This is a genomic window from Pseudomonas sp. KH_024_B2 (assembly GCF_057839965.1).
Genome location: NZ_JBYQPS010000002.1, coordinates 466,832 through 491,967 on the forward strand (window position 1 = coordinate 466,832; position 25,136 = coordinate 491,967).

A 25,136-nucleotide genomic window follows, 5' to 3' on the forward strand; every position below is an offset into this window, starting at 1 on the left:
AACTTTTTCAGTATATGGAGCGCCTATGTCGCGATCACGATCTGATGTTAGATTGCTGCCATTCACAATGGAGCGATCGTGATGCATAAGGTTTTGATAGCGCTGGTTATTGGTGTTTCCTGTCAGGCATCTTTTGCTGCCAGTGGTGTCACATATTTGTCCTGCCCATCTCTTGATAAAAGAGCTGATGACTTATTGGTTATTGTCGATCAACCAAGCGGAACGGCCTCCCTGCAAAGCAATAAGAGTGGATCAGGGCTTAACTTTACATCTCCTGCGTCGTTTGGACCTAAAGAGGTGATCTGGCGTAGTGAATCGAAGAATCTTCAGCAGAAATTTTCCGTTAATCGTGTCAACTTGATCCTGAAAAGAGAAACTACAAGCGGATTAACCGGCTCCATCTACGTTGAAACCTCGCCATGCTCTATTGTCAAGGCGCCAAGCAATACGAAATTTTGAAGCGTTTTGCTAAGCCGTAGACCTTGGCCACATGCTCCTGCTGCTGATCAATCAGAGCCAATGTTCTGCCTGCATTTTTCTTGATGGGCCGCGAATGTGGCCCCCTCTTACCGACTCGGCCCCAGCTTGTAAGGCAGGGGCTTGTGGTGCAGATGAGCGACTTTTCCTACACGTCAGCAGGTTGTTCAAAGAGGGCGCCGTGATCGCCCGGTGCAAGCATCCGTTGGAGCGCTTCAAGAACCGGCGACAGAGCCTCGTACTGCTCCACTGTGACGCCAAGGCTTGCGGCCTCCTGCACCTTGATTGCTTCATACAGATGGCGCATGCCTGCGCCTTCTGGCAGCTCTGAAATAACGGTGAGGATCGAGGTCTTTTTTTCGGCACTGAGCTTCGTACCGGCGAACTGTTCCAGCAGCTGAACAATAAAATCAGGTTCAGCGCGGCCCGCTTCCAACGGGTTGAATTTGAACGGTTGTACAGCGGATGGATCAATCTTCAGGATCATGGGCCTACCTGCATTTTCGCGGACGCGAAATCCGCGCCCTGGTACTGCCAAACCCCGAATTAACGGGGGAGGTTGGCAGCGGGTTTTTCCTACTTGGTTGCGGTGGGTTCCCGCTAGTGCTTCCGACCAGCTTCCCTCCAACCTTCATCGGCTGTCTTCGCGATTTTCCTCGATCTTTGGCTAGCTCAAGCAGCGACAGTTTTAGTCATTTCGGTGAGAACCTTATCCAGATGAGGTGCAAGCTCAAATACTTCCGACCGCAGTACTGTCAGGGAGCCGGCTTCGTACCCGTAGCGCGTATGCGTAAAAAGCTGCGAACACTGTTTGATCCGCTCAACCAACGGGAATCCTGGGCTAAGCTGCTCGGACACGTCATGTAGCTGGTTGCGTAGGTCAGGAGAAATTTTTTGGTAAAGTCCAAAGAGGTCATGCTTATTCTTCGGAAGCCCTGCGATGAGTTTCAAAAATGATTGTGAAACAGGGTCCTGCTCGACCAAAAAGGACTTTAGGTACTGCTCAGACGCAAGCCCCGCATTCATAGCGGCTACCGAGAAAAGATCAGTCTTTCCATTGATGGCTTGCTGCTCGATTATTTGAGCTGCAAGGAGGAAATCCCGTGCATAGGTATGCGTGCGTGGCCAGGGTGGTGATGACCGCAGATATTGGGCGAGTATCAGCGCTCCTTGTCTTGATGGCCCATTCATCGCGATGACGCTTGAGTAGCTTAATGGTCGCACGCAGGGGATCTTGATCGATGTAATCCTGATAATGCGGCAAAGGATCTTGTGTCGCGGCATCAAGCATCCGCTGGCTCTTGGCAACTACCAAGCTTTCCAGAGAGATTTCTTGGGCAGAAGCAACCTGCAACCAGTTCGAGTAAGGGATAGGGCTGCTTGCTTTCCACCCTGTGACCCGATCCGGAACCTCCAGCTTACCCTCGCCGTTTGCTTCGCCATTTCCGTTGATCGCGCGGGCAGGCGTGACATCGATGTGGAAACCTGGATTTTCGTCGGCATAAACGATCCGGATGCCACGACGTAATTGCTTAACTTCTTCTTGAACGCGGGAGCCTTCCCGAAAACGCTGCTCAATCGCTTCTAGTACTTCCTTTGCACCAGCGCCCTGAGCGTGAGGGAGCCAAATAATCGCGTCCGCATCAATGGTGTCCAGATCCGCAGGCGCGCCGGGGATTGGCTTGATGGTCGTTTTCAGCCGCATCGAGCCTTGAACGAAAATATGGGCCTCAGCGAGCAGCGGGTTGTCGGAAGCCGAGAGGATTTTTTCCAGTTGGGAGTAGCGGTCATTGATTTTTTCGTACTGCGCTTCCGACAGCGAGATTTCCCGCGCGGCGCGAAGCAGAAAATATTCCCAACTGCTGCGCTTGGTCTGTTCGTTGCTCAAAAGCATTTACCTAGCCTCCTGGGCCACCAAGCCCAATTGCAGTGTTTGCGTAAACCGATCTTGGTTTTCTTTGTCCCGATCGAAGATCAGGTATGTATGTTGATGCTGTGTTGTGAGCAACGCGCCAAACTCGATGGCCAATGCCGCAGGAATGGCGGCGAAGACGTGGATAGGGTCAGGAGTCAGAGCCTCAAGCTGGCTCAGTCGTATTTGAAGTGCGTCGCGAAAGGCATGAATCACCCGACGGTTCTGTACCATCGCGTAGCTTGGTTCTGGGATCGACAGCTCTGCAATACGTGCACCGGGTAGAGCGTCGATCACGTCGCGAACTGGAACTTGCGCAGAAATGGAGAGCACCAACGCCAGTGGGCCATCGCCGTTGGGTGGAGGCGTAAACAGAAAACTAGGCGGCTCAGCAGACTGATCGGGCCAGCGCAAAAGATGCTCGCGGTGAAAAGAGAAGATCAGGCGTTTGGAACGGTCGCCGATACTCTGGCCCAACATCATCAAGGCCGGAATGTCGGCCAAGCCGACTACTGCTAGCGCGGGCGAATCGCCATAAGTGCCGCCGCGACGCTTGAGTTGCTGCTCCAGCTCATACTGGACGCTGTCTTTGACGTTCTGCCAATAGGTAGTGTCCCTGCCACGTGGTCCGGGTGCAGCGAAGGCGATTTTGATGCCTTGATCGAAGGCGGTTAATCCCTCGGCGGACATCGCAGTCAACAGATCGCGAAAGGGGATATCGTTGATCGTCTGAAAATGCTGACTCTGGACGATGAGAGGAATGGCTCTGCCACCATCGGGGGTCGTTGCGGCGAGTCGGATGCGTTCCAAGTACGCTTGGTGTAAACCACTCAAATCATTTTCAGGATACCCATCTGCGTCACGATCAATTTTGTCATGACAACCTGGGCACAGGAGCATCAGATTAGCGGTATTGTTTGTGTGCGCCTCAGCATCATGATCCGCGCGTCCCCGAGGGCCTTTGGGACTGGCGGGCAGGATATGCGCCACTTCTCCCCATTTCATTGGCTTGCCGGCACGATAATCGAACGTCAGATCCGTGCCGCACAGTTCACAATGACCAGCGGTCTGGGTCCATACGATCCGCTTCGTCTCATCATTTGTGTTGAAGCGCCCGCTTGCGGGCTTAGCGTCTTCTTGTTCTGCCATTTCGACCGACCCCCGAAAAACATCCATGATTGAAAACGATGATGGCAAGATAAGATCATATTAGGGTCATTCGTCCCGATTTCAAGAGAGATCTGAGGGTGACGAATGCTGAGTCGCCTTTGAGCAGGATGCTTTTTTGGCTCATCGAAAGGCAGTAGTGGCGGCGTTCGTTTTCTGGCAAGTGCTGGTGGGTAATGGCACTGACAACAGCGTATGTAGGACTGATGAAAACGAGCTGTGCAGCTCAAACGAGGCTGCAAGCGCAGCCCCTTTCGTATGCGTTTTTACGCGTCAGTGCTTGCCAGGCTCAGCGGACAAGTGTCGACGACGCAAGAGGTGATAGGTCGCCGGGATCACAAACAGTGATAGCAAGGGTGCCGTAACCATACCGCCAATCATCGGGGCGGCAATGCGGCTCATAACCTCGCTACCGGTACCGCCTCCCAAAAGTATAGGTAACAAACCAGCGATAACCACTGCCACGGTCATAGCCTTAGGTCGAACGCGCTGGACAGCGCCTTCACAAATCGCGGCCATCAACCCGCGTTCTGTGTTGTCACCGAGGTCTTGACGCTCGGTCCATGCATTTTTCAGGTAGAGCAGCATGATCACGCCAAATTCGGCAGAAACACCGGCCAAGGCGATAAAGCCGACCCCGGTGGCAACCGACAGGTTGAATCCCAACAGATAGAGAAACCATGCCCCGCCCGTGAGAGCGAATGGCAGCGTGGCCATAATCAGCAAAGCCTCATCAAGTCGTGCAAATGTCAGGTAGAGCAACACGAAGATGATCAACAGCGTGGCAGGCACCACCAGTTTGAGTCGTGCGTTGGCCCTTTCGAGAAACTCGAACTGACCTGAGTAGCTCAGGCTCATGCCGGGCTGCAACTTGACCTGCTCACTGACGACCCGGCGTAGATCGGCGACTACGGAGGCAATGTCCCGGCCACGCACATCGATGTACACCCAGCCTGAAGGCCGTGCGTTCTCACTCTTGAGCATTGGCGGCCCGTCGTTGACCTTGATCTTCGCCACGGTGCCAAGGGTGATCTGGCTGCCTAGCGGGGTGTAGATCGGCAACTGCTCCAAAGCGCCGAGCGAATCCCGCCACTCACGAGGGTAACGTACGTTAATTGGGAAACGAGCCAACCCTTCAATCGTCTCCCCGACGTTTTCACCGCCGATTGCGCCGGCCACGATCGATTGCACATCGGCAATATTTAACCCATAGCGTGCCGCAGCTTTGCGATCGATATCCACATCAATATAGCGGCCACCGGTCAGTCGTTCGGCTAACGCTGAACTGACACCTGAGACGTCCTTGGCAACACGCTCGATGGCTTGGGTGACGGCATCGATCTCCGTCAGGTTGGTACCGGCAACCTTCACGCCAATCGGGCTTTTTATGCCGGTGGCCAGCATGTCGATACGGTTACGAATAGGCGGTATCCAGATGTTGGTTAATCCTGGGACACGCACCACTTGTTCTAGCTCCTCAACGAGCTTTTCCTGGGTCATGCCTGGGCGCCACTGTTCGCGTGGTTTGAATTGAATGGTGGTCTCGAACATTTCCAACGGTGCCGGGTCAGTCGCGGTTTCAGCGCGGCCGGCTTTTCCGAAAACGTGTTCGACCTCTGGAACTGTCTTTATCAGACGGTCAGTCTGCTGAAGCAGTTGCGCGGCCTTCTGCGCCGATAATCCAGGCAGAGCTGATGGCATATAGAGCAGGTCCCCTTCGTCCAGCGGGGGAAGAAACTCACCACCCAGACGAGAGATCGGCCACAACGCGCTGACAAAGACTAGCAACGCAACCAGCAGCGTTACTTTAGGTCGACGTAATACGGCGTCCAGAGCGGGCTCGTAGATCCGGATCAACCAGCGATTTAGCGGATTCTGTTGCTCATTAGGAATTCGTCCGCGAATCCAATACCCCATCAACACCGGAACTAGAGTTACCGACAGTCCAGCCGCTGCGGCCATAGCATAGGTTTTGGTGAACGCCAAGGGACCGAATAGACGTCCTTCCTGAGCCTCCAGCGTGAACACCGGAATAAACGACAGGGTGATGATCAGCAGACAGAAGAACAATGCAGGTCCTACCTCGGCAGCCGCTTCAGTCATCACGTGCCAATGACGTTCACCTTTCAGTTCCTCCCCAGGATTGGCCACGTGCCAAGCCTCGACCTTCTTGTGGGCGTTTTCAATCATCACCACGGCAGCGTCGACCATGGCGCCGATGGCGATGGCAATCCCGCCAAGGGACATGATGTTGGCGTTGATACCCTGATAGCGCATCACGATGAAGGCGATCAGCACCCCAACCGGCAGGGAGATGATTGCCACCAGAGATGAACGCAGGTGCCAGAGAAAGATTCCGCAGACCAACGCGACGACGATGAACTCTTCGATCAGCTTGTGGCTGAGGTTTTCCACGGCACGATCAATCAACTTGCTGCGGTCGTAGGTAGTGACGATTTCTACCCCCGCTGGCAGACTGCTTTTCAGCTCGTCGAGTTTGGTCTTGACCGCCGCAATGGTTTCTCGAGCATTCTTACCGCTGCGCAGAATTACCACGCCGCCGACGGTCTCACCTTCGCCATCGAGTTCGGTGATGCCTCGACGCATCTCAGGCCCCATCTGAATCGTGGCAACATCGCCCAGAGTGACCGGCACACCACCCGTGCCCAGTTTGAGTGGGATAGCACGAAAATCATTGAGGGTCTTCAAGTAGCCGGAAGCCCGCACAATAAACTCGGTCTCCGCCATCTCCAGCACCGCCCCACCAGTTTCCTGATTGGCCTTGCCGATCGCCTCGGTCACTTCAGACTGCGTGATACCCAAGCTGGCCAACTTCACCGGATCAAGCTGCACCTGGTACTGCTTTACCATGCCACCCACCGTGGCCACTTCCGCAACGTTCGGTAGGGTCTTAAGCTCGAATTTGAGGAACCAGTCCTGCAAGGCACGTAACTGCGCCAAATCATGCCCGCCGCTTCGGTCTACCAGGGCGTACTGGAAAATCCAGCCAACCCCAGTGGCATCAGGTCCTAATGCGGGCTTGGCACTGGCCGGAAGCCGGCTTTGTATCTGGCTCAGATATTCCAATACGCGCGAGCGGGCCCAGTACAAGTCAGTTCCGTCTTCGAATAGTACGTAAACGAAACTGTCGCCAAAGAAGGAATAACCGCGCACAGTCTTGGCACCAGGCACAGAGAGCATAGTGGTTGCCAATGGATAGGTGACCTGGTTCTCTACGATCTGTGGGGCTTGGCCTGGATAAGGTGTACGGATAATTACCTGAACATCCGACAGGTCTGGCAATGCGTCAATGGGCGTACTTTGAACCGCCCAGATCCCCCATGCCGTGACAAACAGCGTCGCTAGCAACACAAGAAAGCGGTTAGCCACCGACCAGCGAATAAGGGCCGCGATCATGGCTGGCTCCCAGAGCGTTCCAGACGCTCAACGCGCAGACCATCTTCCGTCTGGCTGACAGCGATCCGAACCTTGTCGCCCGTTTTAAGATCCTTCATCAGAGCTGGAGCGGCGAGAGGGAAAGTCATCGTCATGCCTGACATACCCAATGTTCTGAAGGGACCGTGGGCGAGCGTGACTTCTTTGTCGTTGATCTCAACGATCTGACCATCGGCCTCATGCAAAGCGCCTGCGGTTACAGTAGATGGCGAAACGTCCAGTGAGCTTGCGACAACGCCCTTGAGACTGGCCTCCGAGTCGAGAAGGAACTGGCCAGAAGTCACCACTTTTTGCCCCTCTTCCAAGCCGTTCAATATCAGCGTTTTGCCATCGTTATCTTGGCCTAACTGCACCTCCACCGGGCGATATCGACCAGCGTCTTCAGAGAGCATGACCAACGTACGTCGACCTGTACGAATGACGGCCTCGCTCGGCACCCACAAAACACTTTGCTCCGTCGAACGATTGAGACTTACCTGCGCGGTCAAACCTGGCCTGAGTCGGCCATCCGGATTGGGTAACTCAACTCGAACGCGAAGTGTGCGACTGTCCGAACTGGTTTCCGGAAGAATCGCACTGACGACGCCCTTGAGCACAACTCCAGGGAGCGCGGACAAACGCGCTTCGGCTGCTTGCCCTACGACGATTGACCCAGCCTCCGACTCTGGTACTGCCACGGCCAGCCAGACACTGCTCAAACCATTAACACGCGCCAGCGTCTCGCCTGCGGCCACCGTCATACCTTCACGCACACTCAGCTCTTGAAGCACACCACCAATAGGGCTGGTCAGAGTCAGGTTCGGTTGAACTTTGCCACTGCGCTCAACTTGAGCAATTAACTTAGTTGGCATTCCGGTGAGCCTCAATCGCTGGCGGGCCGCTGTCAGCAAGTCAGCATCGCCACTACGCTTGAGGGCGAGAAATTCCTCTTGAGCAGCTGCCCAATCCGGCACCAAGATATCTGCCAAGGCGGCATTCACTTTCAGCACATCACCAGATGCATGGCCGTACACGCGCTCGACAAAGCCCGCCGTACGGGCCTGAATGACTGCAACGTCCCGTTCGTTGAAGGCCAGAACACCTACCACGTTCAGTGTCGAGGCAAATACCCCTCGACTGACACGAGCCAGTCGCACACCAAGGTTCTGAGTCAGGCTTGGATCAATTCGAATGCCGCCGCTGTCCCCCTTGGTATCTGCGTATTGGGGGATCATCTGCATGTCCATGAAGGGTGACTTACCCGGTTTATCGAATTTCTGTTGTGGGTACATGGGGTCATACCAATACAGAACCTTTCGATCGGCAGAGGCTTTGGCTTCCTGATCCGGCTCGACACTAGCTACTTCGCTCATTCGCGGTTGGGCTAACCAGTAACCTCCGGCAACACCCAAGGCGATCGAGATGCCGACAACTAAAGTCCCTTTCCATACTTTGAAATTCATTGAGCGGGCTCCCCGTAAGAGAAATACAGGCGAGCGCTGGTGAGAGCACGTTGCTCTTCAACGTCAATCTGCTTGAGACGGGCTTCGATGAGTTCGCGTCGGGCGGCCACAACCGAGTTCAAATCACCTTTGCCGGAACGGTAGCTAGCCATGGTGAGTTCAACCTTTTCTTTAGCCAGCGGCAACAAGCTTTCCTGATTACGGTTGACTGCACGATTGAGTCGCTCGTAGTCGGCCAACTCATCCTCCAGTTGCTGGGTATGCTCGCGCGACAGAGCTTCCCGCTCAGCCTCAAGCTGGTTGAGTTCGGCGTGCTTTGCCGCAATTTTGGGGTTTTGCCGAGAGTCAGGAAACAGCGGGAGATCCCATGAAAACTGGACGCTAACCATGTCACCGAATTGTTTGCCTCGATGCTGATAGTCGAATTCCCAGCTCCAGTCAGATTGCTTTTCCGCCTCAGCTTCACGGATCTTGGCTTGTGCTTCACGGGTCATCGGCACATACGCCGCCAATTCAGGGTGATGTTGCAGCTTATGGGAGTATCCAGAGGTTTCAATGGGCCAATCAGGCAAGCTGCCCGCCGGTTTGTCATTGGCAGCAGGGCCAATCCAGCGCTTGAGGGCCGCCCGGGCCTGTGCACGTTGGCGAACTAAATCATCCTGCTGCTCCGCCAGTTGGGCAGCTTCCTGTTTAGGTGTCACCGCATCGGCGGGTTGGGCGCGGCCACCCGCAATCTGAGATCTGACGGTATCGGTCAGAAGACGGTTTTCTTTGTAGAAGTCCTGGAACATCGCATCTTTACGCTCAACCGAGTAGCTACTGATCCAGGCCAATGCCGTGGACTGTCGGACGTTCAGACGCGCCACTCGACGCTCAGCGGACGCTCGATCAACAGCCGCATCCGCGACCTCGATACGTGCTTTGCGCTTATCGCTGTTGGGCATCTCCTGTCTGATCCCGACCACTTGCATGGTCATGAAGTCCTGGTCGATGCTCCATCTGTCGGCACCACCAATGGGGTAGTTCTGCACGCCCAGCAGTAGCTTGGGATCGGGTAGTTCGCCGGCGGGAATGGCCGCACTGGTGGCTGCTTGAATTTTGGCGTCTTGTGCGGTCAACGACGGTGCATTGTTTTCGGCCAGCCGCAGCGCTTCATCGAGTGTCAATGCACCAGCAAGGCTCGGCAATGCCAGTACGCTTGCCGCCAGGCCGGCCACGAGGGACCAACCTGTGCAAAAGCAGTTGGAGTTCATGTTCACGATTCCTGTGATGATCCACCGCGCGCTTCATAAGACATGCGCGCAGATATGCCATCCCGCTAACGCGGAATGAGGCTCAGTGTGGTACAGGAATCAAGTACGGGGAGGTCGCCATAACCCAGAAGGGGTTTGTACGAGTGGGAAATGGCTGGAGAAGGGCAGAACGATTGGACTGGACAAGGTAATAGGAGGCTTGATGATCGAGACTTGCAGCATGCCGCCCGTTTTGCATTCCTGGCCCGACTTACAAGGTTTGCCATGCTCAGCGGTACTTTTCATGTCGTGGCAGCAGTCTTGACCCATACCATCCATCATCGCTATACCCATGGTTTTCATCGGGCATGGTTCAGTCGATGCCTGAACACCCGCCATCCCGCTAAGGGGAAGCGCCAAGCTAATTAGGAAAATCAGGCAAAACCGCACATAGCGTTTCATGGGCTAAAGTGTAGACGGTGCAAATGGCTCTTACAATTCACCCTTAAGACTCCTGTATTGGCTGTTACCAACGTCTATGCTGCGCTCATTTCCATGACAGGGCTTAAAGTACCTAACCATGCGACAAGACAGATAATGATGACCGCCATTGAAAACTCAAGTTTCATGCTACGGCGCAAGGCATTCACCGCGACAGCGTATTCGCCATTGCGAACTGATCGCTCCAATAAGGGGCTTAGATGAAAACGGTTAAGCGTGGCTAATACGATCATCCCTGCAAATAGCAGGACTTTCAAAAATAGCAACTGGCCATAAGTGCTGAGCATCACCTCATCGAGGCTCGGTCCTACGATAAATAGATAATTCACCACGCCCGTTATACTGATGATCACTACAATCACCGCGCCGGCCGATTCAAACCCTGTCAGTACCCGAGCAAGAACTCGTACTTCCTGATCACCTTTCAGCGATTTTAAACGCAGCAGCAGTGCAAATGCTGCCAACGCACCCAACCAACCGCCTGCGGCCAAGAGATGGAAGATGTCGCTAGTAAAATGCCAGTAACGACGGCTCCCTTCGTCCATCGCACCATGCCCTGTCCATGCCAGCGTCGCTAGCGCAATGGCGCCACATACAGTGACAATCCAAAGACTGAGTGTCGGAAAGCGCTTACTCAGAGCAACGCCGACAACAGCCGTCAGCAACGCCACTATCCGGACCATCCAGGTCAAACCGACGTCCGTCCCCATGAGAACCATTTGAAAAATATGGTGATGTAGCTCCATGAAGCCCGACACACCACTCATAGCTTTCGCAAGCAACAACATGGCTGCTAGAGACAGAGCCACACCTAAAACAGATGTACTGTAAAGAAGCGACTCAAAATTTAAAACCGCTCCCGATACTCTCTCTTTTCCCCTCAGGCTATAAAGACCAAATATTGCCAGTCCAAATAACAGCATCAGATCAAAATATAGAGCAAAGCGAACAGCTATATTTATTGAGTCGCTCATGAATCATTTCACTTTGAAAGAAAAATTGCCGGTGATGGGATGAGTGTCAGACGAGACGGCACGCCACTCAACTTTATAAGTACCTGTGGTCAATGGCGATGCAGGCGTAATTACCATCGTCTTAGGATCTCCCCCGCCTGCAACAGCTGCTTTAACGCCCATTGGGGAGTTAGGCATGCCGGGCATATCGGTCATGATCAGCTTAGCACCGGAAAACTGAGTCGTTAGATTCTCAGAAAATTGCAGTTCAATTTTCGCAGGAGCAGCAACATCCGACCCTTCTGCTGGAGTAGAAGAAAGCAGCTTTGGATGTGCCTGAGCAACTGCACTCAAAAGCAAACCCGCTGTCAGTGCTACAGCTACGGTGGTGGTTTTAAGGAATGACATGCAAGACTCCTCACAGCAAAAGCTGTTGGTTCTAGGTTTTTGATGAGTATCTAGTTATTACTTTTACGCTTATTAAAAACACTGGCGAGCTACCTAGCAGATTCCGTGTTCTAGGGCGACCTGGACAGGAATAATCACAAGAATTCCAACGTCACAGCGCAAGTACACGATGCCACACGAACGCAAACTATTCGATTACATTTCAGTCAGCTTGGACCTGCTTTGGGACGCTGAATTTCTTGAAAAGATGGTTAAAATGGGCTTCCGTTTTGCGACGTTCACACCGTGAAAACCGTTCGCAAGACCACATAGCTGCTCGGGTGTATATGGGGTTGTTGATTAGGCATTTTCTGCACTCGCACAAGGGAGTTGTATATGAAAAGCTGTTTTTCCAGCTGACGACGTGCACCATATCTTGCCGTCGTGTGACTCTATGATTGATCGAGTGATTGATAAGCCTAGCCCCGCATTACTTGGGTTTCCTTCTCTACGAGCGGGGTCCACTCGATAAAATCGATCAAACAGTTTTTCAAGGTGCTCAGGAGCGATAGGTTCTCCAGGGTTTTCCACGGAGATAGAGATTGACGTCCCTTCCTGTCTTATATCGACACTGATACATTTCCCTGCGGGGGTGTACCGGAGGGCATTCGAGAGCAGATTAGAGATAGCCCTGTCGAGCATAAGAACGTCACCTCGGACGCTGCCTCTCCCTGTCACCTTAAGGTCGATGCCTTGCTCATCAGCCAACAAGCGGTAGTACTCGAGTAATTTCTCTACTAGCGCTACCAAGTCTATCGGTTTGTTTTCATGAGTAATCAGACCATTATCTGATTTCGCTAGAAAAAGCATGTCATCGATCATCCGCCCCATACGCTTCAGGTCATCAAGATTCGAATACAAGTTGTCTTCGTAATCCTCAATATTCCTTTTTCGAGAAAGCACCACTTCGGTGTGTGTCATCAAATTGCTGACTGGTGTTCGTAGTTCGTGAGCAATGTCCGCAGAGAAGTTTGATAAGCGAACAAATGCATCGTCAAGTCTAGATAACATTGCATTAAAAGAAAGCACCATCTGCTGAAGCTCTTTAGGAACGGCCGCTAAAGGAATCCGTTCTTTGAGCGATTTAGCAGACATTGACGCAGCGACTTGAGTAACCTGGCGAATAGGTCTTAGTCCACTGCTCGCGACCATCCAGCCCAGCGCCGCACTGACCAGCGCGCTTATAAACAACCCTATCAAAAACCAGCGTTCAAGCGTCTCAAAGAACGCCATATGTTGCGTAACGTCAAAGATCAACATAACGGTCAGCGGTTTTTCTTGTCCCGTCACAATCGCCTGCGCCGTTATTCCCCGGAACGTTTGCTCATCATCACGCCACTCCCAAACGTTGTTGTTTGAGGTCGTGCGAAAGTCTTCAGGAATATCGATTGGACCTGGATCAGCAAAAAGGGTCTTGCCGTGACCATCGAAGATCAGGGCTGTCAAATCTCGGTGAGCACCCAGCAGCGCCTCCAACTCAGGCTTAACATCACTGAACTGGTCAATGCTACTCAATCCCGTCAAAATTCTTTGGGTCGAGTGTAGCTTCTCGTTTAGCGCCTGCTGATCTAGCATTTTGAAATGATGCCGGCTAAGGCTGTTAAAACTGAGTCCAGCGACGGTGAGCACCGCCGTTACAGCTAGCATGAACATCAGGCTCATGCGGGTAGTCAGAGACATTCGCTTCATTCCAGCCCCGTCCCAGAATCCGGCGCATCTAGCATGTAGCCCATGCCTCGGGAGGTGTGGATAAGCTTGACCTCAAAATCATCATCAATCTTTGCTCTGAGCCGCCTTACGGCGACCTCGATGACGTTCGTATCGCTGTCGAAGTTCATGTCCCACACCTGGGAAGCGATAAGCGACTTAGGCAGCACCTCACCTCGACGACGGAGCAGCAATTCGAGTAACGCAAACTCTTTGGCCGTGAGATCTATACGTTTGCCTCCACGGACAACCCTGCGCTTGAGCAGGTCAACCTCAAGATCAGCCAATTTCATATGAGTTTGGGAGGGGGCTGTACTCCCTCTTCGCAGCAGCGTTCTGACGCGGGCAAGCAATTCAGAAAAAGCGAAGGGTTTTATGAGGTAATCGTCTGCCCCCAGCTCAAGTCCTTTGACGCGATCCTCGACGCGGTCTCGCGCCGTGAGAAAAAGCACGGGGACATTTTTTCCGGATGCCCGCACCTTCTGAAGTACTTCCCATCCGTCCAGCCCAGGCATCATCACATCGAGAATCAGCAGGTCATAAGCCTCGCTCAACGCGTGTTGAAGCGCCTCCTTACCATTGGTAAAGCGATCAACATTGAACCCTGCCTCAGCAAGACCTTGCTGCAAATAAATGCCTATTTTGGGTTCGTCTTCCGCAACCAGAAGTCTCATGGGGGTGGCTCTCGAATGATTGTGATGATGAGTCTGCAAGGAAATGCTTCTGCCAACCAGCAACTGACAGAAAAGTAATATTGGCTTCAGGTAGATGTCAGCGAGTGCTGTCTAGGGTTCGAGCATGAGTACTCCCTAGTACTCGACCGACGCCTCCGCATGAAACCTTGGGGGAGCCGGAAAACAGATCAAAAAGGAGCTTCCTCATGAATCATCTAAAAATCCTTATCTTTGTGGGTTCGATACTCATCTCAGCGTCTGCTTTGGCTGAAGGTGGCGCAGATCGGATTGCGGAGCGTATGGAAAGCCTACGCGACAAAGCAGAAGCGACCTTGGTGCAAGCTGAAAAAGCCCCAGAGGGAGAGCGCCATGTACACATGGCCGAGCATATGAAACTGCTGGGCGAGATCATGAACCAACTCCATCAGGATCACCCAAAAGCATCAATGTCGCCTCAGGAACATCTTTCCTGGATGGAAAAGCACGACGCTATGGTTGATGACGTTTTGAACCAAATGCAGCGCGAACACAAACTGATGCTTTCTGAGAACCATCAGTAACCGGGTACCTCCGATGGGCTGTTTGATCCGCTCGGTTGGTACGGCGTCATATGCGCGCCGCACTACTCTTGGAAACTGACAGAAATGTAGTGTTCACGTCAGTTAGCTGGCAGCTCTATCCTTTTAGCATAGCTAGTGTTTTCCATTTGCTCTTGAGGTCATCATGAAAGCTAAGCTCGTTACCCCAGTTATTGCGGCGATCACCTTATTCTTCGGTGCGACGGCCATGGCAGACGTAGGTCATGGCAAAGAGGACATCGGCCAGCCTGGCGTCGCCTCTGCGGTGACCCGTACGGTAGATGTGGAGATGGGTGATATTTTCTTCATGCCTAAAAACATCGATGTGAAGCCTGGTGAGACTATTCGTTTTGTCCTTCGTAATAAGGGCGCACTGCTGCACGAATTCAATATCGGCCAAGCCGCCGCTCATGCCGCGCACCAAAAAGAAATGGCGAGCATGTTCCAGAATGGAACGCTTACACCCACCGGGTCAGGGAAAATGACGGGCAGCATGGGTCACAGCATGGGAGGGATGAAGATGGTTGGAATGGAACACAACGACCCGAACAGCATGCTGATCGAGCCAGGAGCAACAAAGGAATTGATCTGGACCTTCAACAATACAACTGGACTTCAATTTGCCTGTAACGTGCCAGGTCATTACCAGTCTGGGATGGTCGGTCAATTTGACCTGAACTGAGCCTGAACTGACCGCTAAACCCGCGTCTCCTCAAGAGTTGGCTACGCTCTGAGGCAGACATCAGAGCAACTCGCTCACACACTGGGGTCTAGATCATGAATAACCATCAGCATCCGGCTGGAAGCATCACCACCCCATTTTGGACGCGCAAAACAGGCGTTGTACTGATTATGTTCATTGTGATCGGCGCCTTCTACGTGGTGCGGGAGCATTTCAGCCACGTTTATCCATATTTGCCCTATCTCATTCTGTTGATCTGTCCATTGATGCATTTTTTTGGGCATGGACATGGCGTACATGACCATGGCAATCAGGCGCAAGCCAACAAGGAAGAGAAATAGCTATGCCCAATAAACCGAGCCACCACGATCACGGTCCTACCCACGCTGCCTCGCCCCCTGACGCTGATCTACGTGACCCGGTGTGCGGCATGACGATTACGCCTCCAAGTAAATTTGGCGAGTCTTATCAGGGACAGATTTATCAGTTTTGCAGCCAAAAATGCCAAGAGAAATTTCGGGCAGCTCCAGAGCACTACAGTGGTATTCATCCCAGCACTGAACCCAGCATCGCGGCTACAGAGCCCGCGGTCCAAGTAGCCACTGAATTTACCTGCCCGATGCACCCGGAAATAAAACAGCCAGGGCCCGGCAATTGCCCAAAATGTGGCATGACATTAGAACCTGTCATTCCGGCGCTAGATGACGATGACAAAACCGAGCTCCGTGATTTCGCGCGCCGCTTTTGGTGGTCTCTGCCTTTAACCGTGATAGTGACCGTTCTAGCCATGGCGGGCCATTCATTACAACTCTTCCATGGCTCGGTTCAAAACTGGATCGAGTTTGCTCTTGCGACACCGGTCACCTTATGGGCAGGGTGGCCCTTTTTTGTAAGGGGCATAGCATCTGTTAGAAATCGCAGTCCAAATATGTGGACTCTGATAGGTTTGGGTACTTCCGCAGCTTATCTTTACAGCGTCGCAGCAACCCTCTTTCCCCAAAGTTTTCCCACCACCTTCATGCAAGATGGACGCATCGGCGTTTACTTCGAAGCCGCTGCAGTCATCATCTCGCTCACCTTGCTTGGGCAGATTCTTGAGCTAAAAGCACGGTCACAAACCTCCGCCGCCATTAAGTCCCTTCTAGGCCTATCTCCCAAAACTGCACGCAAGATCAACGCCGATGGTCAGGAGGAAGACATTCCTCTTACCCATGTTCACTTGGGCGACCATTTGCGGGTCAGACCTGGTGAAAAGGTGCCAGTTGATGGCTCTGTGCTCGAGGGAGAAAGTGCGGTGGATGAGTCCATGCTCACTGGTGAACCTGTGCCGGTAATGAAAAGGCCAGGGGATAGTTTGATCGGCGCCACGCTTAATACTCACGGGAGCTTGGTGATGGAGGCGCAAAAGGTCGGCGCCGACACCATGCTGTCTCAGATAGTGCAAATGGTCGCTCTAGCCCAACGCTCCAAAGCGCCAATGCAAAGAATGGCCGACTCGATCGCCGGCTACTTTGTGATGGGGGTTATCGCGATTGCGTTGCTGACATTCTTAGGTTGGGGACTATTCGGCCCGGAACCCAGCTGGGTCTTCGGCCTGATCAATGCTGTCGCCGTACTTATCATCGCTTGCCCCTGTGCACTTGGTCTTGCAACGCCCATGTCGATCATGGTTTCGACCGGTAAAGCGGCCAGTATGGGAGTGCTGTTCAGGGACGCCAGTGCTATTGAAAACCTTTGCAAGATCGACACGCTGATTGTCGATAAAACGGGGACCCTGACAGAGGGACGGCCGGAATTTCACAGTGTGGAGGCCACACCAGATTTTAACCCACACGATGTTCTTCAACTGGCCGCTAGCCTTGATCAAGGCAGCGAACATCCTTTGGCGCACGCCATCGTCGATCACGCCCGAACTGAAAATATCGCGCTCACCAAGCCTGAATCGTTTGAGTCCGGGTCTGGGATTGGAGTCAGTGGCCTTGTTGATGGCAAGAAAGTACAGCTGGGCAACACAGCGCTGATGGACGCTGCCGGTGTAAGCACCAAGGTCTTACAGTACCGTGCAGAGTTGTTGCGCCTTGAAGGCATCAGCATAATCTATCTAGCAGTTGACGGGGTTCTGGCAGGATTACTGGCGGTCTCAGATCCGATAAAACCGACCTCCAAAGAAGCAGTCACCAAGCTTAAAGCTGATAACGTAAAAATCATCATGGCCACCGGAGACGGGCTCACCACCGCACGTGCTGTCGCCAAGGAGATGGGTATTGAAGAGGTTCATGGAGAAGTCAAACCTCAGGACAAAGAGCGCCTGGTGGCGGACCTCCAGCGATACGGTCGAAAGGTTGCCATGGCCGGCGACGGTATCAACGACGCACCGGCCTTGGCGCGTGCAGATGTGGGCATTGCCATGGGTACAGGGACTGATGTCGCGATGAATAGCGCTCAGCTCACGCTGGTAAAAGGCGACCTGATGGGGATTTTACGGGCACGGGCACTTTCGGTTGCGACAGTAAAAAACATGCGGCAAAACTTGGGTTTCGCCTTCCTTTACAACTCAATGGGTATTCCCTTGGCCGCAGGCCTACTCTATCCGCTGACGGGGCACCTTCTGTCGCCAATGATCGCTGCGTTAGCCATGAGCGTCAGTTCTGCGTCAGTAGTTTTCAATGCTTTGAGACTGAGGAATACCCATATAGCTTGAGCGCAACCGTTGCTCGCACCCCACAAAACATAACTCTTGACCTTACCGCGGTGTCAACGTTGATGCTGTAATCGCGGTGAAAAGAGACCGCTCAGCACAAGAGGAATAACCATGTTCGTCTTAAACGTATCAGGCATTGGTTGCGGTAGCTGCGTCAGCAAAATCACTAAAGCGATTCAGTCGTTGGACAGCGAGGCTAAAGTTTCCGTGGATCGCGCGGCAGGTAAGGTAAAAGTTGAAAGTAGCGAAAACCCAGAGCAAGTTCGTAAAGCTGTCGAATCACTCGGTTTCCCATCGCAAATCAGCGCTTAAGGCGCTGATTTCATTGTTGGGTAAATTTTACTAATCACCTCGCAGAGCTTTAAGCAGCCCCTTAAATGCTCCGTTTAATCTATTAAAAGCGCTTTCAAAATGAATTTCGTTATCAGTAAACTTTGCCACTTCAAGCTGTGCATCCACAGTATTTTGATCAAGTGACGGTTGGTAAGGCGTGCTGTAAAGCAAACCATCACCTTGACCATCACTTGCTAATTCGTTTGCGGCAATATGTTTTAGGTTTGTTGTTTTCAAAGAGAACGGAGAATCCAAGCCTCGTTTTGTCTGGCTGGCGAGCACAGCAGAAAACTCCAAATCTCTAGCCTTAAAGTTAGGAGTATCAGCGTTAGCGATATTATTGCTAAGTACCTCAGCTCTTTGGCTGCGATAAACTAACGCTCTTTCTGCGGAGCCAAGCGCTTTTTCAAAATTAATGCTCACAAGCGGCCACCTTCCGTCACGCTACTATTTCCCATTTTCACCTATATCAAACACTTATGTGTTGAATGTGGCGCGTCTGAGTCGGCTTATAACTCCGGTGCAAATTCAAAAAACGTCAAGCCCTGTGAAAGTGACCGAAAGCACAGAACACCGAACGGCTAAATTTTAGGAGCTTGATTTCAGCGAATTCCGACAATGGATAGACCATACGGATTAAGTACATCGCAGCTCAAGAGAAATATCGGAACCTGACACAACTGTAATATTGGCCTAAGCTGCCTGACAGGGAATCAGTCTTATAGTCCTATTGAGCCTTAAGCTCTTCCCTGAGCATCAACAACTTTGTTGTGGATTCAGGGGCTACCATCTATCAGAGGAAACCCAAATGAACCCTATCAAAACCTTGTTCGTCATCGCTGCTCTGACCGTATCTTCTTTTGCTATGGCTGAAGGCGGAGGTGACCGCACTTTCGAACGTATGGAAGCGGCCAGGAGTAACTCGATGGAATCGTACCAAGTAGCCCAAACGAAAAATTCCCAGCCTCCTGTCGCGGAAAGCAAAGCCAGGGCGATGGACCACAAAAATTGCTAAATATTTGAGCTACGCTCACAAGCTGACAGAAATGTAATCACTGTGGTGGTTTAAATGTGGCAATTTCTGAGCTCGCTTACCGTTTGAGTTCGTCTTTTGTAACGGTGAGTGAGTCTCATCCAGACAATTCATTTGTTGTTTCGCGCGGCTTCCCTTTTGACTGATTGGACATAACGGCATGCACTCCAAAACCTCTAGGCGGACATTCGTGAAAGGCTTGGCCGCTGGTGGCATTCTCGGCGGCCTTGGCCTTTGGCGCACTCCTGTATGGGCGGTGACAAGTCCTGGTATGCCGAGCGTACTCTCCGGTAACGAATTTGATCTGTTTATTGGTGAAAGCCCTGTAAACATCACAGGCTCGCCTCGCACAGCTATGACCATCAACGGATCATTGCCCGGACCGTTGCTGCGTTGGCGTGAGGGTGAGACCGTCACTCTGCGTGTAAAAAACCGTCTAGACCAAGACACATCAATCCATTGGCACGGGATCATCTTACCCGCCAACATGGACGGTGTGCCTGGCTTGAGCTTCCATGGCATCGCACCCGATGGCATGTACGAATACAAATTCAAGCTTCATCAGAACGGAACCTACTGGTATCACAGCCACTCGGGTTTGCAGGAGCAGGCAGGCGTTTACGGTCCAATCGTCATCGATTCGAAAGAACCTGAACCGTTTCAATACGATCGCGACTACGTGGTGATGTTGACTGACTGGACCGACGAAGATCCCAGCCACGTTATGGCGAAACTCAAGAAACAATCGGGCTATTACAACCATCACAAGCGCACCGTCGGAGACTTCATAGACGATGTCAGCAGCAAAGGTTGGTCTTCGACGGTAGCAGATCGAAAGATGTGGGCTGAGATGAACATGAGTCCTACTGACCTCGGCGATGTCAGCGCGGATACCTATACCTATCTCATGAATGGCCAGGCACCCAACGGTAACTGGACTGGTATTTTCAAACCGGGCGAGAAACTCCGTCTGCGCTTTATCAACGGCTCGGCCATGAGCTATTTCGACGTCCGCATTCCTGGGTTGAAGATGACCGTGGTTGCCGCAGACGGTCAACATGTCAAGCCGGTGAGCGTCGACGAGTTTCGTATTGCGGTAGCTGAAACATATGACGTTATTGTGGAGACTGCTACTGATGAGGCGTACACCATCTTCGCTCAGTCTATGGATCGCACAGGTTACGCTAGCGGAACACTTGCAGTGCGTGACGGCCTAAAGGCACCGATACCTGCAATTGACCCACGTCCTATAGTAACTATGGATGACATGGGGATGGGCGGTATGGCTGGTATGGACCATGGCAGCTCGGGTGGAATGGGCGGCGGCGACATGGCCGGCATGGACCACAGCAAGATGGCAGGGATGAACCAAGGTGACATGACCGGGATGACCGGCATGGACAGCGGTGACATGACTAACATGGCTGGTATGGATCACAGCAAGATGGCTGGCATGGACAAAGGCGACATGTCCAACATGGCTGGCATGGACCACAGCAAGATGGCAGGAATGGGCAGTGGTGATATGTCAGGGATGGCTGGCATGGGAGGTATGGGTGGAGGAATGCAGACTCACCCAGCCTCTGAAACCAACAATCCCTTGGTTGACATGCAAGCCATGAGTCCAACGCCAAAGCTGAACGATCCTGGCATAGGCTTGCGGAACAATGGTCGTCGAGTGCTCACTTACTCCGACTTGAAAAGCACTTTCCAAGATCCTGACGGCCGCGAGCCAAATCGCACCATCGAGCTTCACCTGACCGGTCACATGGAGAAGTTTTCGTGGTCGTTCAACGGCATCAAATTCTCTGACGCCGAACCACTGCGCCTGAAGTATGGCGAGCGTCTGCGCATCACCTTGGTGAACGACACCATGATGACCCACCCCATCCACCTTCACGGCATGTGGAGTGACCTCGAGGATGAGAACGGCAAGTTCATGGTGCGCAAGCACACGATTGATATGCCACCAGGTACCAAACGCAGCTATCGAGTCACCGCTGATGCCTTAGGCCGCTGGGCATATCACTGCCACCTGCTTTTCCATATGGAAATGGGCATGTTCCGTGAAGTACGGGTTGATGAGTAAAGGAGACGATCTGTGAGCACATACCTAAATCGTAATTCCCTCGTGGATTGCCTCTTTGCCGCTGTCCTGCTGAGTGGACTCTCGTCCACGGTGCTGGCAGAGGAAAATGGCAGCGATCATTCAACCACTGTTCCTGCTACAGCAACGGACAAGCCAGCAGCGGCAAACGATTCGAAGCTAGATCACGGGTCAATGGACCATAGCAAGATGAGCCATGAGTCGATGGATCATGACCAAAAAACCAAAAAGGCAGATTGAGATCATGACCAGTAAGTTTTTACGCCCAACGCTGATGGCACTTGCAGTCTCCACCGGTCCAGCATTCTTTTTTATGGCTCAAGCCGCTGAAGAGATGGATCCGTCGATGGCGATGCCATCAAGTGCGGACGCAAAGCCATCAATTGCACAAAAATCCAAACCAGCCAAAGCGAAAGATGCCGCGATGGATCACTCCAAGATGGACCACGGCTCAATGGGAGCCATGGACCATAGCAAGATGGGGGCGATGGATCACAGCAAGATGAGCATGGATAACGGGCAAATGGACGGTATGGAAAGCATGGATGGAGGGGCGACTACCACAAGCCGAACCCCGATCCCCGTACTTACCGACGCTGACCGGGCCGCCGCTTTTCCAGACGTACCAGGCCATGGTGTGCACGATAAAAAAATTAACTCGTTCATCCTCCTGGATAAATTTGAGTACCAAGACGCTGACAACGGCAGTGCGCTGGCTTGGGATGCAAAAGGGTGGATCGGCGGTGACGTCGACCGCCTCTGGTTGCGTTCGGAAGGCGAACGTACAAATGGCGTAACCGAAAACGCTGAACTTCAGGCTCTGTGGGGACACGCCATCGGTCCATGGTGGGATGTCGTCACCGGTATTCGACAAGATTTCAAACCCGGGTCACCTCAAACCTGGGGAGCGCTCGGTATTCAGGGCATGGCCCTCTATAACTTTGAAGCTGAAGCGACTGCTTATATTGGTGAGAACGGTCAAACCGCTGCTCGATTTGAAGGCGATTACGACATCCTGTTGACCAATCGCCTGATCTTGCAGCCGACCGCCGAAGTAAACTTGTACGGAAAAAATGATCCTCAGCGCGGCATAGGATCTGGATTGGCCAACACCGAACTAGGCCTGCGGTTGCGCTACGAAATTACTCGTCAATTCGCCCCCTACATTGGTGTTAGCTGGAATCGCTCATACGGTAAGACGGCTGACCTGGCCAGCGATGATGGGGAAAAAACAAACGAGGCCCGATTTGTAGCTGGTATTCGGATGTGGTTCTAAGCGATTTGATCACTAGCCCTACGAATTCTAATGATCGGGGAGTTAGCTCCCCGACTCTAGAGTAGATCCTTCAATGTAACCTTTGCAGCGGCATGAACGCTTGAGTGGGGTTCTATTGCTTCGTAGAACATCTCGCCGTCTCCAAGGGAAAAGGAAATATTCATGACAGGTAGCTTCCGACTTTCAAGTCGATCTCTGCGTATCGCAACATTCGCCGCGCTGTTCATTGGCTCAACGGCTCAAGCGGCGCAGGCCCTCACCATCGATGTGCATCGTGATGCAAACTGCGGATGTTGCAAAAAATGGATTCAGCATCTTGAGGCCAATGGCTTCACCGTCATCGATCATGAAGAAACCAACATGAGTGCTCTCAAACAAGATCTGGGTGTCGCTCCACGACTCTCGTCTTGTCACACCGCGATGATCAACGGGAAGTTTGTTGAAGGCCACGTGCCAGCTGAGCAAATAATTGCGATGAGTAAACGCGACGACCTTCTCGGGATCGCTGCTCCCGGCATGCCACCTGGTTCTCCAGGAATGGAAGTCGACGGAGTGCATGAGGCCTACCAGATAATCGGCCTGACCAAAGCTGGCACAGATCAGGTCATTGCTGAGTACCCTCAAAACTAATCCCACCCCATCCCTCCCGTCACAGCATGGTCAGCGTTCATGACCATGCAGCGGGACATGCTCCTTCGATTTCATTCTCAAGCCATGGCTAAAGACGATCAACAGCCGTCGTAAAGGCATGCTTGTGCCTAATCAGACAACCCCGAACCGCAGTCCTCAATAACAATTTGAGATGACCCTATCCTCAGCATGCTGACAAGCACTGCGCAGCTGATCGCGATAGTGTTAAGTTCGGAGATGGCGTTGCCCCCCTCAGCTTGCCTTCCTGAATCAGGACATCTGTCTCGGCTGAAACAGTAGAAAACGTAAATGACGGTGGCTTAAGAGTTCTTTTTTTGAAGGCTCTTCAGACGCAGGGTCGCGCGTTGTACAGCGGCCATTTTTTCTGGACGCTTCATTCGTTTCCATTTTCTGATGTCTTCCTTGGTGCGACCGCAGCTAACGCACAGTTCGCTGTTCAGCTGGCAAACAGAAATACAGGGATTTTCGATGTCCTTGGCCATTGTTCAATTCCTCGTCGAACTTATGCGTGCTGCGGGTTCATTGCTAAGCCAGAACAGCGATCTGATCAGGTGAGTCAGCACCCAACTTCGTGCGGAACTCAACTGTCAGATGAGTGATCTCATGAACCGTCGCAAGCCGCTCTCGTATGTTTTCTGCATTGACTGCTGGGCTGCCCAGAACACTCACAATCGCGGCGCGGGCTTGCGGCCCCACCTGCCAGACATGAAGATCAATGATCGAAGCATCTCCCGGTCGCTCAACCAGTTCACGAATCTCTTCAGCGACATGATCATCTGTCTGGTCGAGCAATACACCCGAAGTCACCCTCATCAACGACCAAGCCCAGCGTGCAATCACAACGGCACCCACAATCCCCATTGCAGGGTCGAGCCATACCCAACCAAGGTATCGACCAGCAAGAAGGGCTGCGATGGCCAGAACCGAAGTCAGTGCATCTGCAATGACGTGAACGTATGCAGAGCGCAAATTATTGTCGTGACCATGCGCATGGTGAGACTCATCGTGGCCGTGGTCATGCCCATGGTGATGATCATGACCGCCAGACAGCAAAAGCGCGCTCACCACATTCACTGCTAGTCCGACAATTGCGATTAGAGTCGCTGTCCCGAATTGCACTTGAGTCGGTTGAAAGAGACGAAACAGCGACTCTCCAGCAATTCCCAAGGAAACCAGTCCCAAAATCAGAGCAGAAGCGAAGCCACCCAAGTCTCCCACCTTGCCAGTTCCAAAACTGTAGCGAGCACTTGAGGCATGTCTTTTCGCGTAAGCGTAAGCAGCTGCGGCTATGCCCAGTGCTCCTGCATGCGTTGCCATGTGAAAACCATCAGCAAGCAACGCCATTGAGCCAGTGAGATAACCTGCGGTGATTTCAGCAACCATCATTACGACGGTCAGGGCCACCACCCACAAGGTTCGCTTGGCGTTTTCTTCATGTGATTTCCCAAGGAACATATGGTCGTGGGAATACTCGGCGTACGAATTACTCATCTGGGCAAATCCTATTTGGAATAGCGGCGAATGGCTTCGAGCAGCTCGTCGACACCTTTCGCTCTTTCGTCGTTGCTGAGTGTCGGATTCGCGACGTGTTCACGAGCGTGGTCTTCGATAATTTCATCCATCAGCCCATTGATAGCGCCACGGGTAGAAGCGACCAAAAGCAGAGTTTTCGAGCAGTCATCATCAGAGTCGAGTGCTCGCTCAATCGCCTGGACTTGCCCAGCGATTCGCTTTACGCGCTTAAGAAGATTGTCTTTGCTTGATCTCATGTGACTCATACCATACCCCCCCTACCTATTAGAACAAT

The 25,136-nt window shown here is 52.6% G+C and carries 26 protein-coding genes and 1 pseudogene; 11 read left to right on the plus strand and 16 right to left on the minus strand.

The features are described 5' to 3' along the window. The first annotated feature begins 78 nt into the window (after positions 1-78). The gene (locus AC3I0A_RS29430) at positions 79-459 is read left to right on the plus strand and encodes a hypothetical protein (RefSeq protein ID WP_489378705.1); all 381 of its coding nucleotides are present in this window, start codon (positions 79-81) and stop codon (positions 457-459) included. 166 nt (positions 460-625) lie between these two features. Here AC3I0A_RS29430 and AC3I0A_RS29435 read toward each other — a convergent pair whose 3' ends face one another. The 12 genes and pseudogenes from AC3I0A_RS29435 to AC3I0A_RS29490 all read right to left on the minus strand — a co-directional run bounded on the left by AC3I0A_RS29435 (position 626) and on the right by AC3I0A_RS29490 (position 13,968). Then, positions 626-964 carry a hypothetical protein gene (locus AC3I0A_RS29435; protein ID WP_407005110.1) on the minus strand — a complete coding sequence of 113 codons (339 nt, stop codon included), beginning with the start codon at positions 962-964 and terminating at the stop codon, positions 626-628. 185 nt (positions 965-1,149) lie between these two features. Continuing rightward, positions 1,150-1,503: a hypothetical protein gene (locus AC3I0A_RS29440; RefSeq protein ID WP_489378707.1), complete on the minus strand. Its 354-nt coding sequence runs from the start codon at positions 1,501-1,503 to the stop codon at positions 1,150-1,152. An 82-nt stretch (positions 1,504-1,585) separates the two neighbouring features. Beyond that, positions 1,586-2,371 (minus strand): annotated as a pseudogene (locus AC3I0A_RS29445) (nucleotidyltransferase domain-containing protein); the annotation flags it as partial. Continuing rightward, on the minus strand, positions 2,372-3,538 hold the full coding sequence (locus AC3I0A_RS29450; RefSeq protein WP_130205480.1) for an SAVED domain-containing protein: 1,167 nt from the start codon (positions 3,536-3,538) through the stop codon (positions 2,372-2,374). A 291-nt stretch (positions 3,539-3,829) separates the two neighbouring features. Beyond that, positions 3,830-6,973, minus strand: coding sequence for an efflux RND transporter permease subunit (locus tag AC3I0A_RS29455; RefSeq protein WP_031319188.1), 3,144 nt, complete (start codon positions 6,971-6,973; stop codon positions 3,830-3,832). After that, positions 6,970-8,454: an efflux RND transporter periplasmic adaptor subunit gene (locus AC3I0A_RS29460; RefSeq protein ID WP_017341632.1), complete on the minus strand. Its 1,485-nt coding sequence runs from the start codon at positions 8,452-8,454 to the stop codon at positions 6,970-6,972. The genes AC3I0A_RS29455 and AC3I0A_RS29460 overlap by 4 nt, the downstream gene beginning before the upstream one ends. Beyond that, positions 8,451-9,707: a TolC family protein gene (locus tag AC3I0A_RS29465; protein ID WP_017341633.1), complete on the minus strand. Its 1,257-nt coding sequence runs from the start codon at positions 9,705-9,707 to the stop codon at positions 8,451-8,453. The genes AC3I0A_RS29460 and AC3I0A_RS29465 overlap by 4 nt, the downstream gene beginning before the upstream one ends. Before the next feature lie 99 nt (positions 9,708-9,806). Further along, positions 9,807-10,148 (minus strand): hypothetical protein, encoded by a 342-nt coding sequence (locus AC3I0A_RS29470; RefSeq protein WP_080995097.1) that lies wholly within the window; start codon positions 10,146-10,148, stop codon positions 9,807-9,809. Between the two features lie 74 nt (positions 10,149-10,222). Then, a complete protein-coding gene (gene copD, locus AC3I0A_RS29475) occupies positions 10,223-11,161 on the minus strand; it encodes a copper homeostasis membrane protein CopD (protein WP_130205478.1) in 939 nt (312 codons plus the stop codon). A gap of 3 nt (positions 11,162-11,164) precedes the next feature. Then, on the minus strand, positions 11,165-11,548 hold the full coding sequence (copC, locus tag AC3I0A_RS29480; protein WP_017341635.1) for a copper homeostasis periplasmic binding protein CopC: 384 nt from the start codon (positions 11,546-11,548) through the stop codon (positions 11,165-11,167). Between the two features lie 339 nt (positions 11,549-11,887). Further along, entirely contained in the window at positions 11,888-13,276 is a 1,389-nt protein-coding gene (gene copS / locus AC3I0A_RS29485) for a copper resistance membrane spanning protein CopS (RefSeq protein WP_031319189.1), read from the minus strand. Further along, positions 13,273-13,968, minus strand: coding sequence for a heavy metal response regulator transcription factor (locus AC3I0A_RS29490; protein WP_017341638.1), 696 nt, complete (start codon positions 13,966-13,968; stop codon positions 13,273-13,275). Before AC3I0A_RS29490 ends, copS begins: the two co-directional genes overlap by 4 nt. 206 nt (positions 13,969-14,174) lie before the next feature. Here AC3I0A_RS29490 and AC3I0A_RS29495 point away from each other — a divergent pair, with 206 nt between their 5' ends. From AC3I0A_RS29495 to AC3I0A_RS29515, 5 genes are all read left to right on the plus strand, one after another. Beyond that, entirely contained in the window at positions 14,175-14,528 is a 354-nt protein-coding gene (locus AC3I0A_RS29495) for a co-regulatory protein PtrA N-terminal domain-containing protein (protein WP_017341639.1), read from the plus strand. A 163-nt stretch (positions 14,529-14,691) separates the two neighbouring features. Next, entirely contained in the window at positions 14,692-15,228 is a 537-nt protein-coding gene (locus tag AC3I0A_RS29500; protein ID WP_017341640.1) for a cupredoxin domain-containing protein, read from the plus strand. 95 nt (positions 15,229-15,323) lie between these two features. Then, positions 15,324-15,569, plus strand: a complete 246-nt coding sequence (locus AC3I0A_RS29505; protein WP_017341641.1) for a DUF2933 domain-containing protein — start codon at positions 15,324-15,326, stop codon at positions 15,567-15,569. A 2-nt stretch (positions 15,570-15,571) separates the two neighbouring features. After that, positions 15,572-17,929: a heavy metal translocating P-type ATPase gene (locus AC3I0A_RS29510; RefSeq protein WP_080995098.1), complete on the plus strand. Its 2,358-nt coding sequence runs from the start codon at positions 15,572-15,574 to the stop codon at positions 17,927-17,929. 111 nt (positions 17,930-18,040) lie between these two features. Continuing rightward, a complete protein-coding gene (locus AC3I0A_RS29515) occupies positions 18,041-18,241 on the plus strand; it encodes a heavy-metal-associated domain-containing protein (RefSeq protein WP_017341643.1) in 201 nt (66 codons plus the stop codon). A 30-nt stretch (positions 18,242-18,271) separates the two neighbouring features. Here the strand turns inward: AC3I0A_RS29515 and flgB are convergent, their stop codons facing one another. Beyond that, entirely contained in the window at positions 18,272-18,685 is a 414-nt protein-coding gene (gene flgB, locus AC3I0A_RS29520) for a flagellar basal body rod protein FlgB (protein ID WP_017341644.1), read from the minus strand. Between the two features lie 385 nt (positions 18,686-19,070). On the opposite strand from flgB, the gene AC3I0A_RS29525 reads away from it, so the two are divergent. The 5 genes from AC3I0A_RS29525 (at position 19,071) to AC3I0A_RS29545 (ending at position 23,308) form a co-directional block, all read left to right on the plus strand. Further along, the gene (locus AC3I0A_RS29525) at positions 19,071-19,277 is read left to right on the plus strand and encodes a co-regulatory protein PtrA N-terminal domain-containing protein (RefSeq protein WP_017341645.1); all 207 of its coding nucleotides are present in this window, start codon (positions 19,071-19,073) and stop codon (positions 19,275-19,277) included. A gap of 178 nt (positions 19,278-19,455) precedes the next feature. Further along, on the plus strand, positions 19,456-21,384 hold the full coding sequence (locus AC3I0A_RS29530; protein ID WP_017341646.1) for a copper resistance system multicopper oxidase: 1,929 nt from the start codon (positions 19,456-19,458) through the stop codon (positions 21,382-21,384). A 12-nt stretch (positions 21,385-21,396) separates the two neighbouring features. Further along, on the plus strand, positions 21,397-21,642 hold the full coding sequence (locus AC3I0A_RS29535) for a hypothetical protein (protein ID WP_130205476.1): 246 nt from the start codon (positions 21,397-21,399) through the stop codon (positions 21,640-21,642). Next, positions 21,614-22,678, plus strand: a complete 1,065-nt coding sequence (locus AC3I0A_RS29540) for a copper resistance protein B (RefSeq protein WP_017341648.1) — start codon at positions 21,614-21,616, stop codon at positions 22,676-22,678. Before AC3I0A_RS29535 ends, AC3I0A_RS29540 begins: the two co-directional genes overlap by 29 nt. A gap of 162 nt (positions 22,679-22,840) precedes the next feature. Beyond that, positions 22,841-23,308 carry a DUF411 domain-containing protein gene (locus AC3I0A_RS29545; protein ID WP_017341649.1) on the plus strand — a complete coding sequence of 156 codons (468 nt, stop codon included), beginning with the start codon at positions 22,841-22,843 and terminating at the stop codon, positions 23,306-23,308. 320 nt (positions 23,309-23,628) lie between these two features. Here AC3I0A_RS29545 and AC3I0A_RS29550 read toward each other — a convergent pair whose 3' ends face one another. The 3 genes from AC3I0A_RS29550 to AC3I0A_RS29560 are packed head-to-tail and all read right to left on the minus strand — an operon-like array spanning position 23,629 to position 25,107. Beyond that, positions 23,629-23,811 carry a DUF1289 domain-containing protein gene (locus AC3I0A_RS29550; protein WP_017341650.1) on the minus strand — a complete coding sequence of 61 codons (183 nt, stop codon included), beginning with the start codon at positions 23,809-23,811 and terminating at the stop codon, positions 23,629-23,631. A 43-nt stretch (positions 23,812-23,854) separates the two neighbouring features. After that, positions 23,855-24,820, minus strand: coding sequence for a CDF family Co(II)/Ni(II) efflux transporter DmeF (dmeF, locus tag AC3I0A_RS29555; protein ID WP_017341651.1), 966 nt, complete (start codon positions 24,818-24,820; stop codon positions 23,855-23,857). Positions 24,821-24,831: 11 nt separating this feature from the next. Continuing rightward, positions 24,832-25,107, minus strand: a complete 276-nt coding sequence (locus AC3I0A_RS29560; RefSeq protein ID WP_017341652.1) for a metal/formaldehyde-sensitive transcriptional repressor — start codon at positions 25,105-25,107, stop codon at positions 24,832-24,834. Positions 25,108-25,136 lie beyond the last annotated feature (29 nt).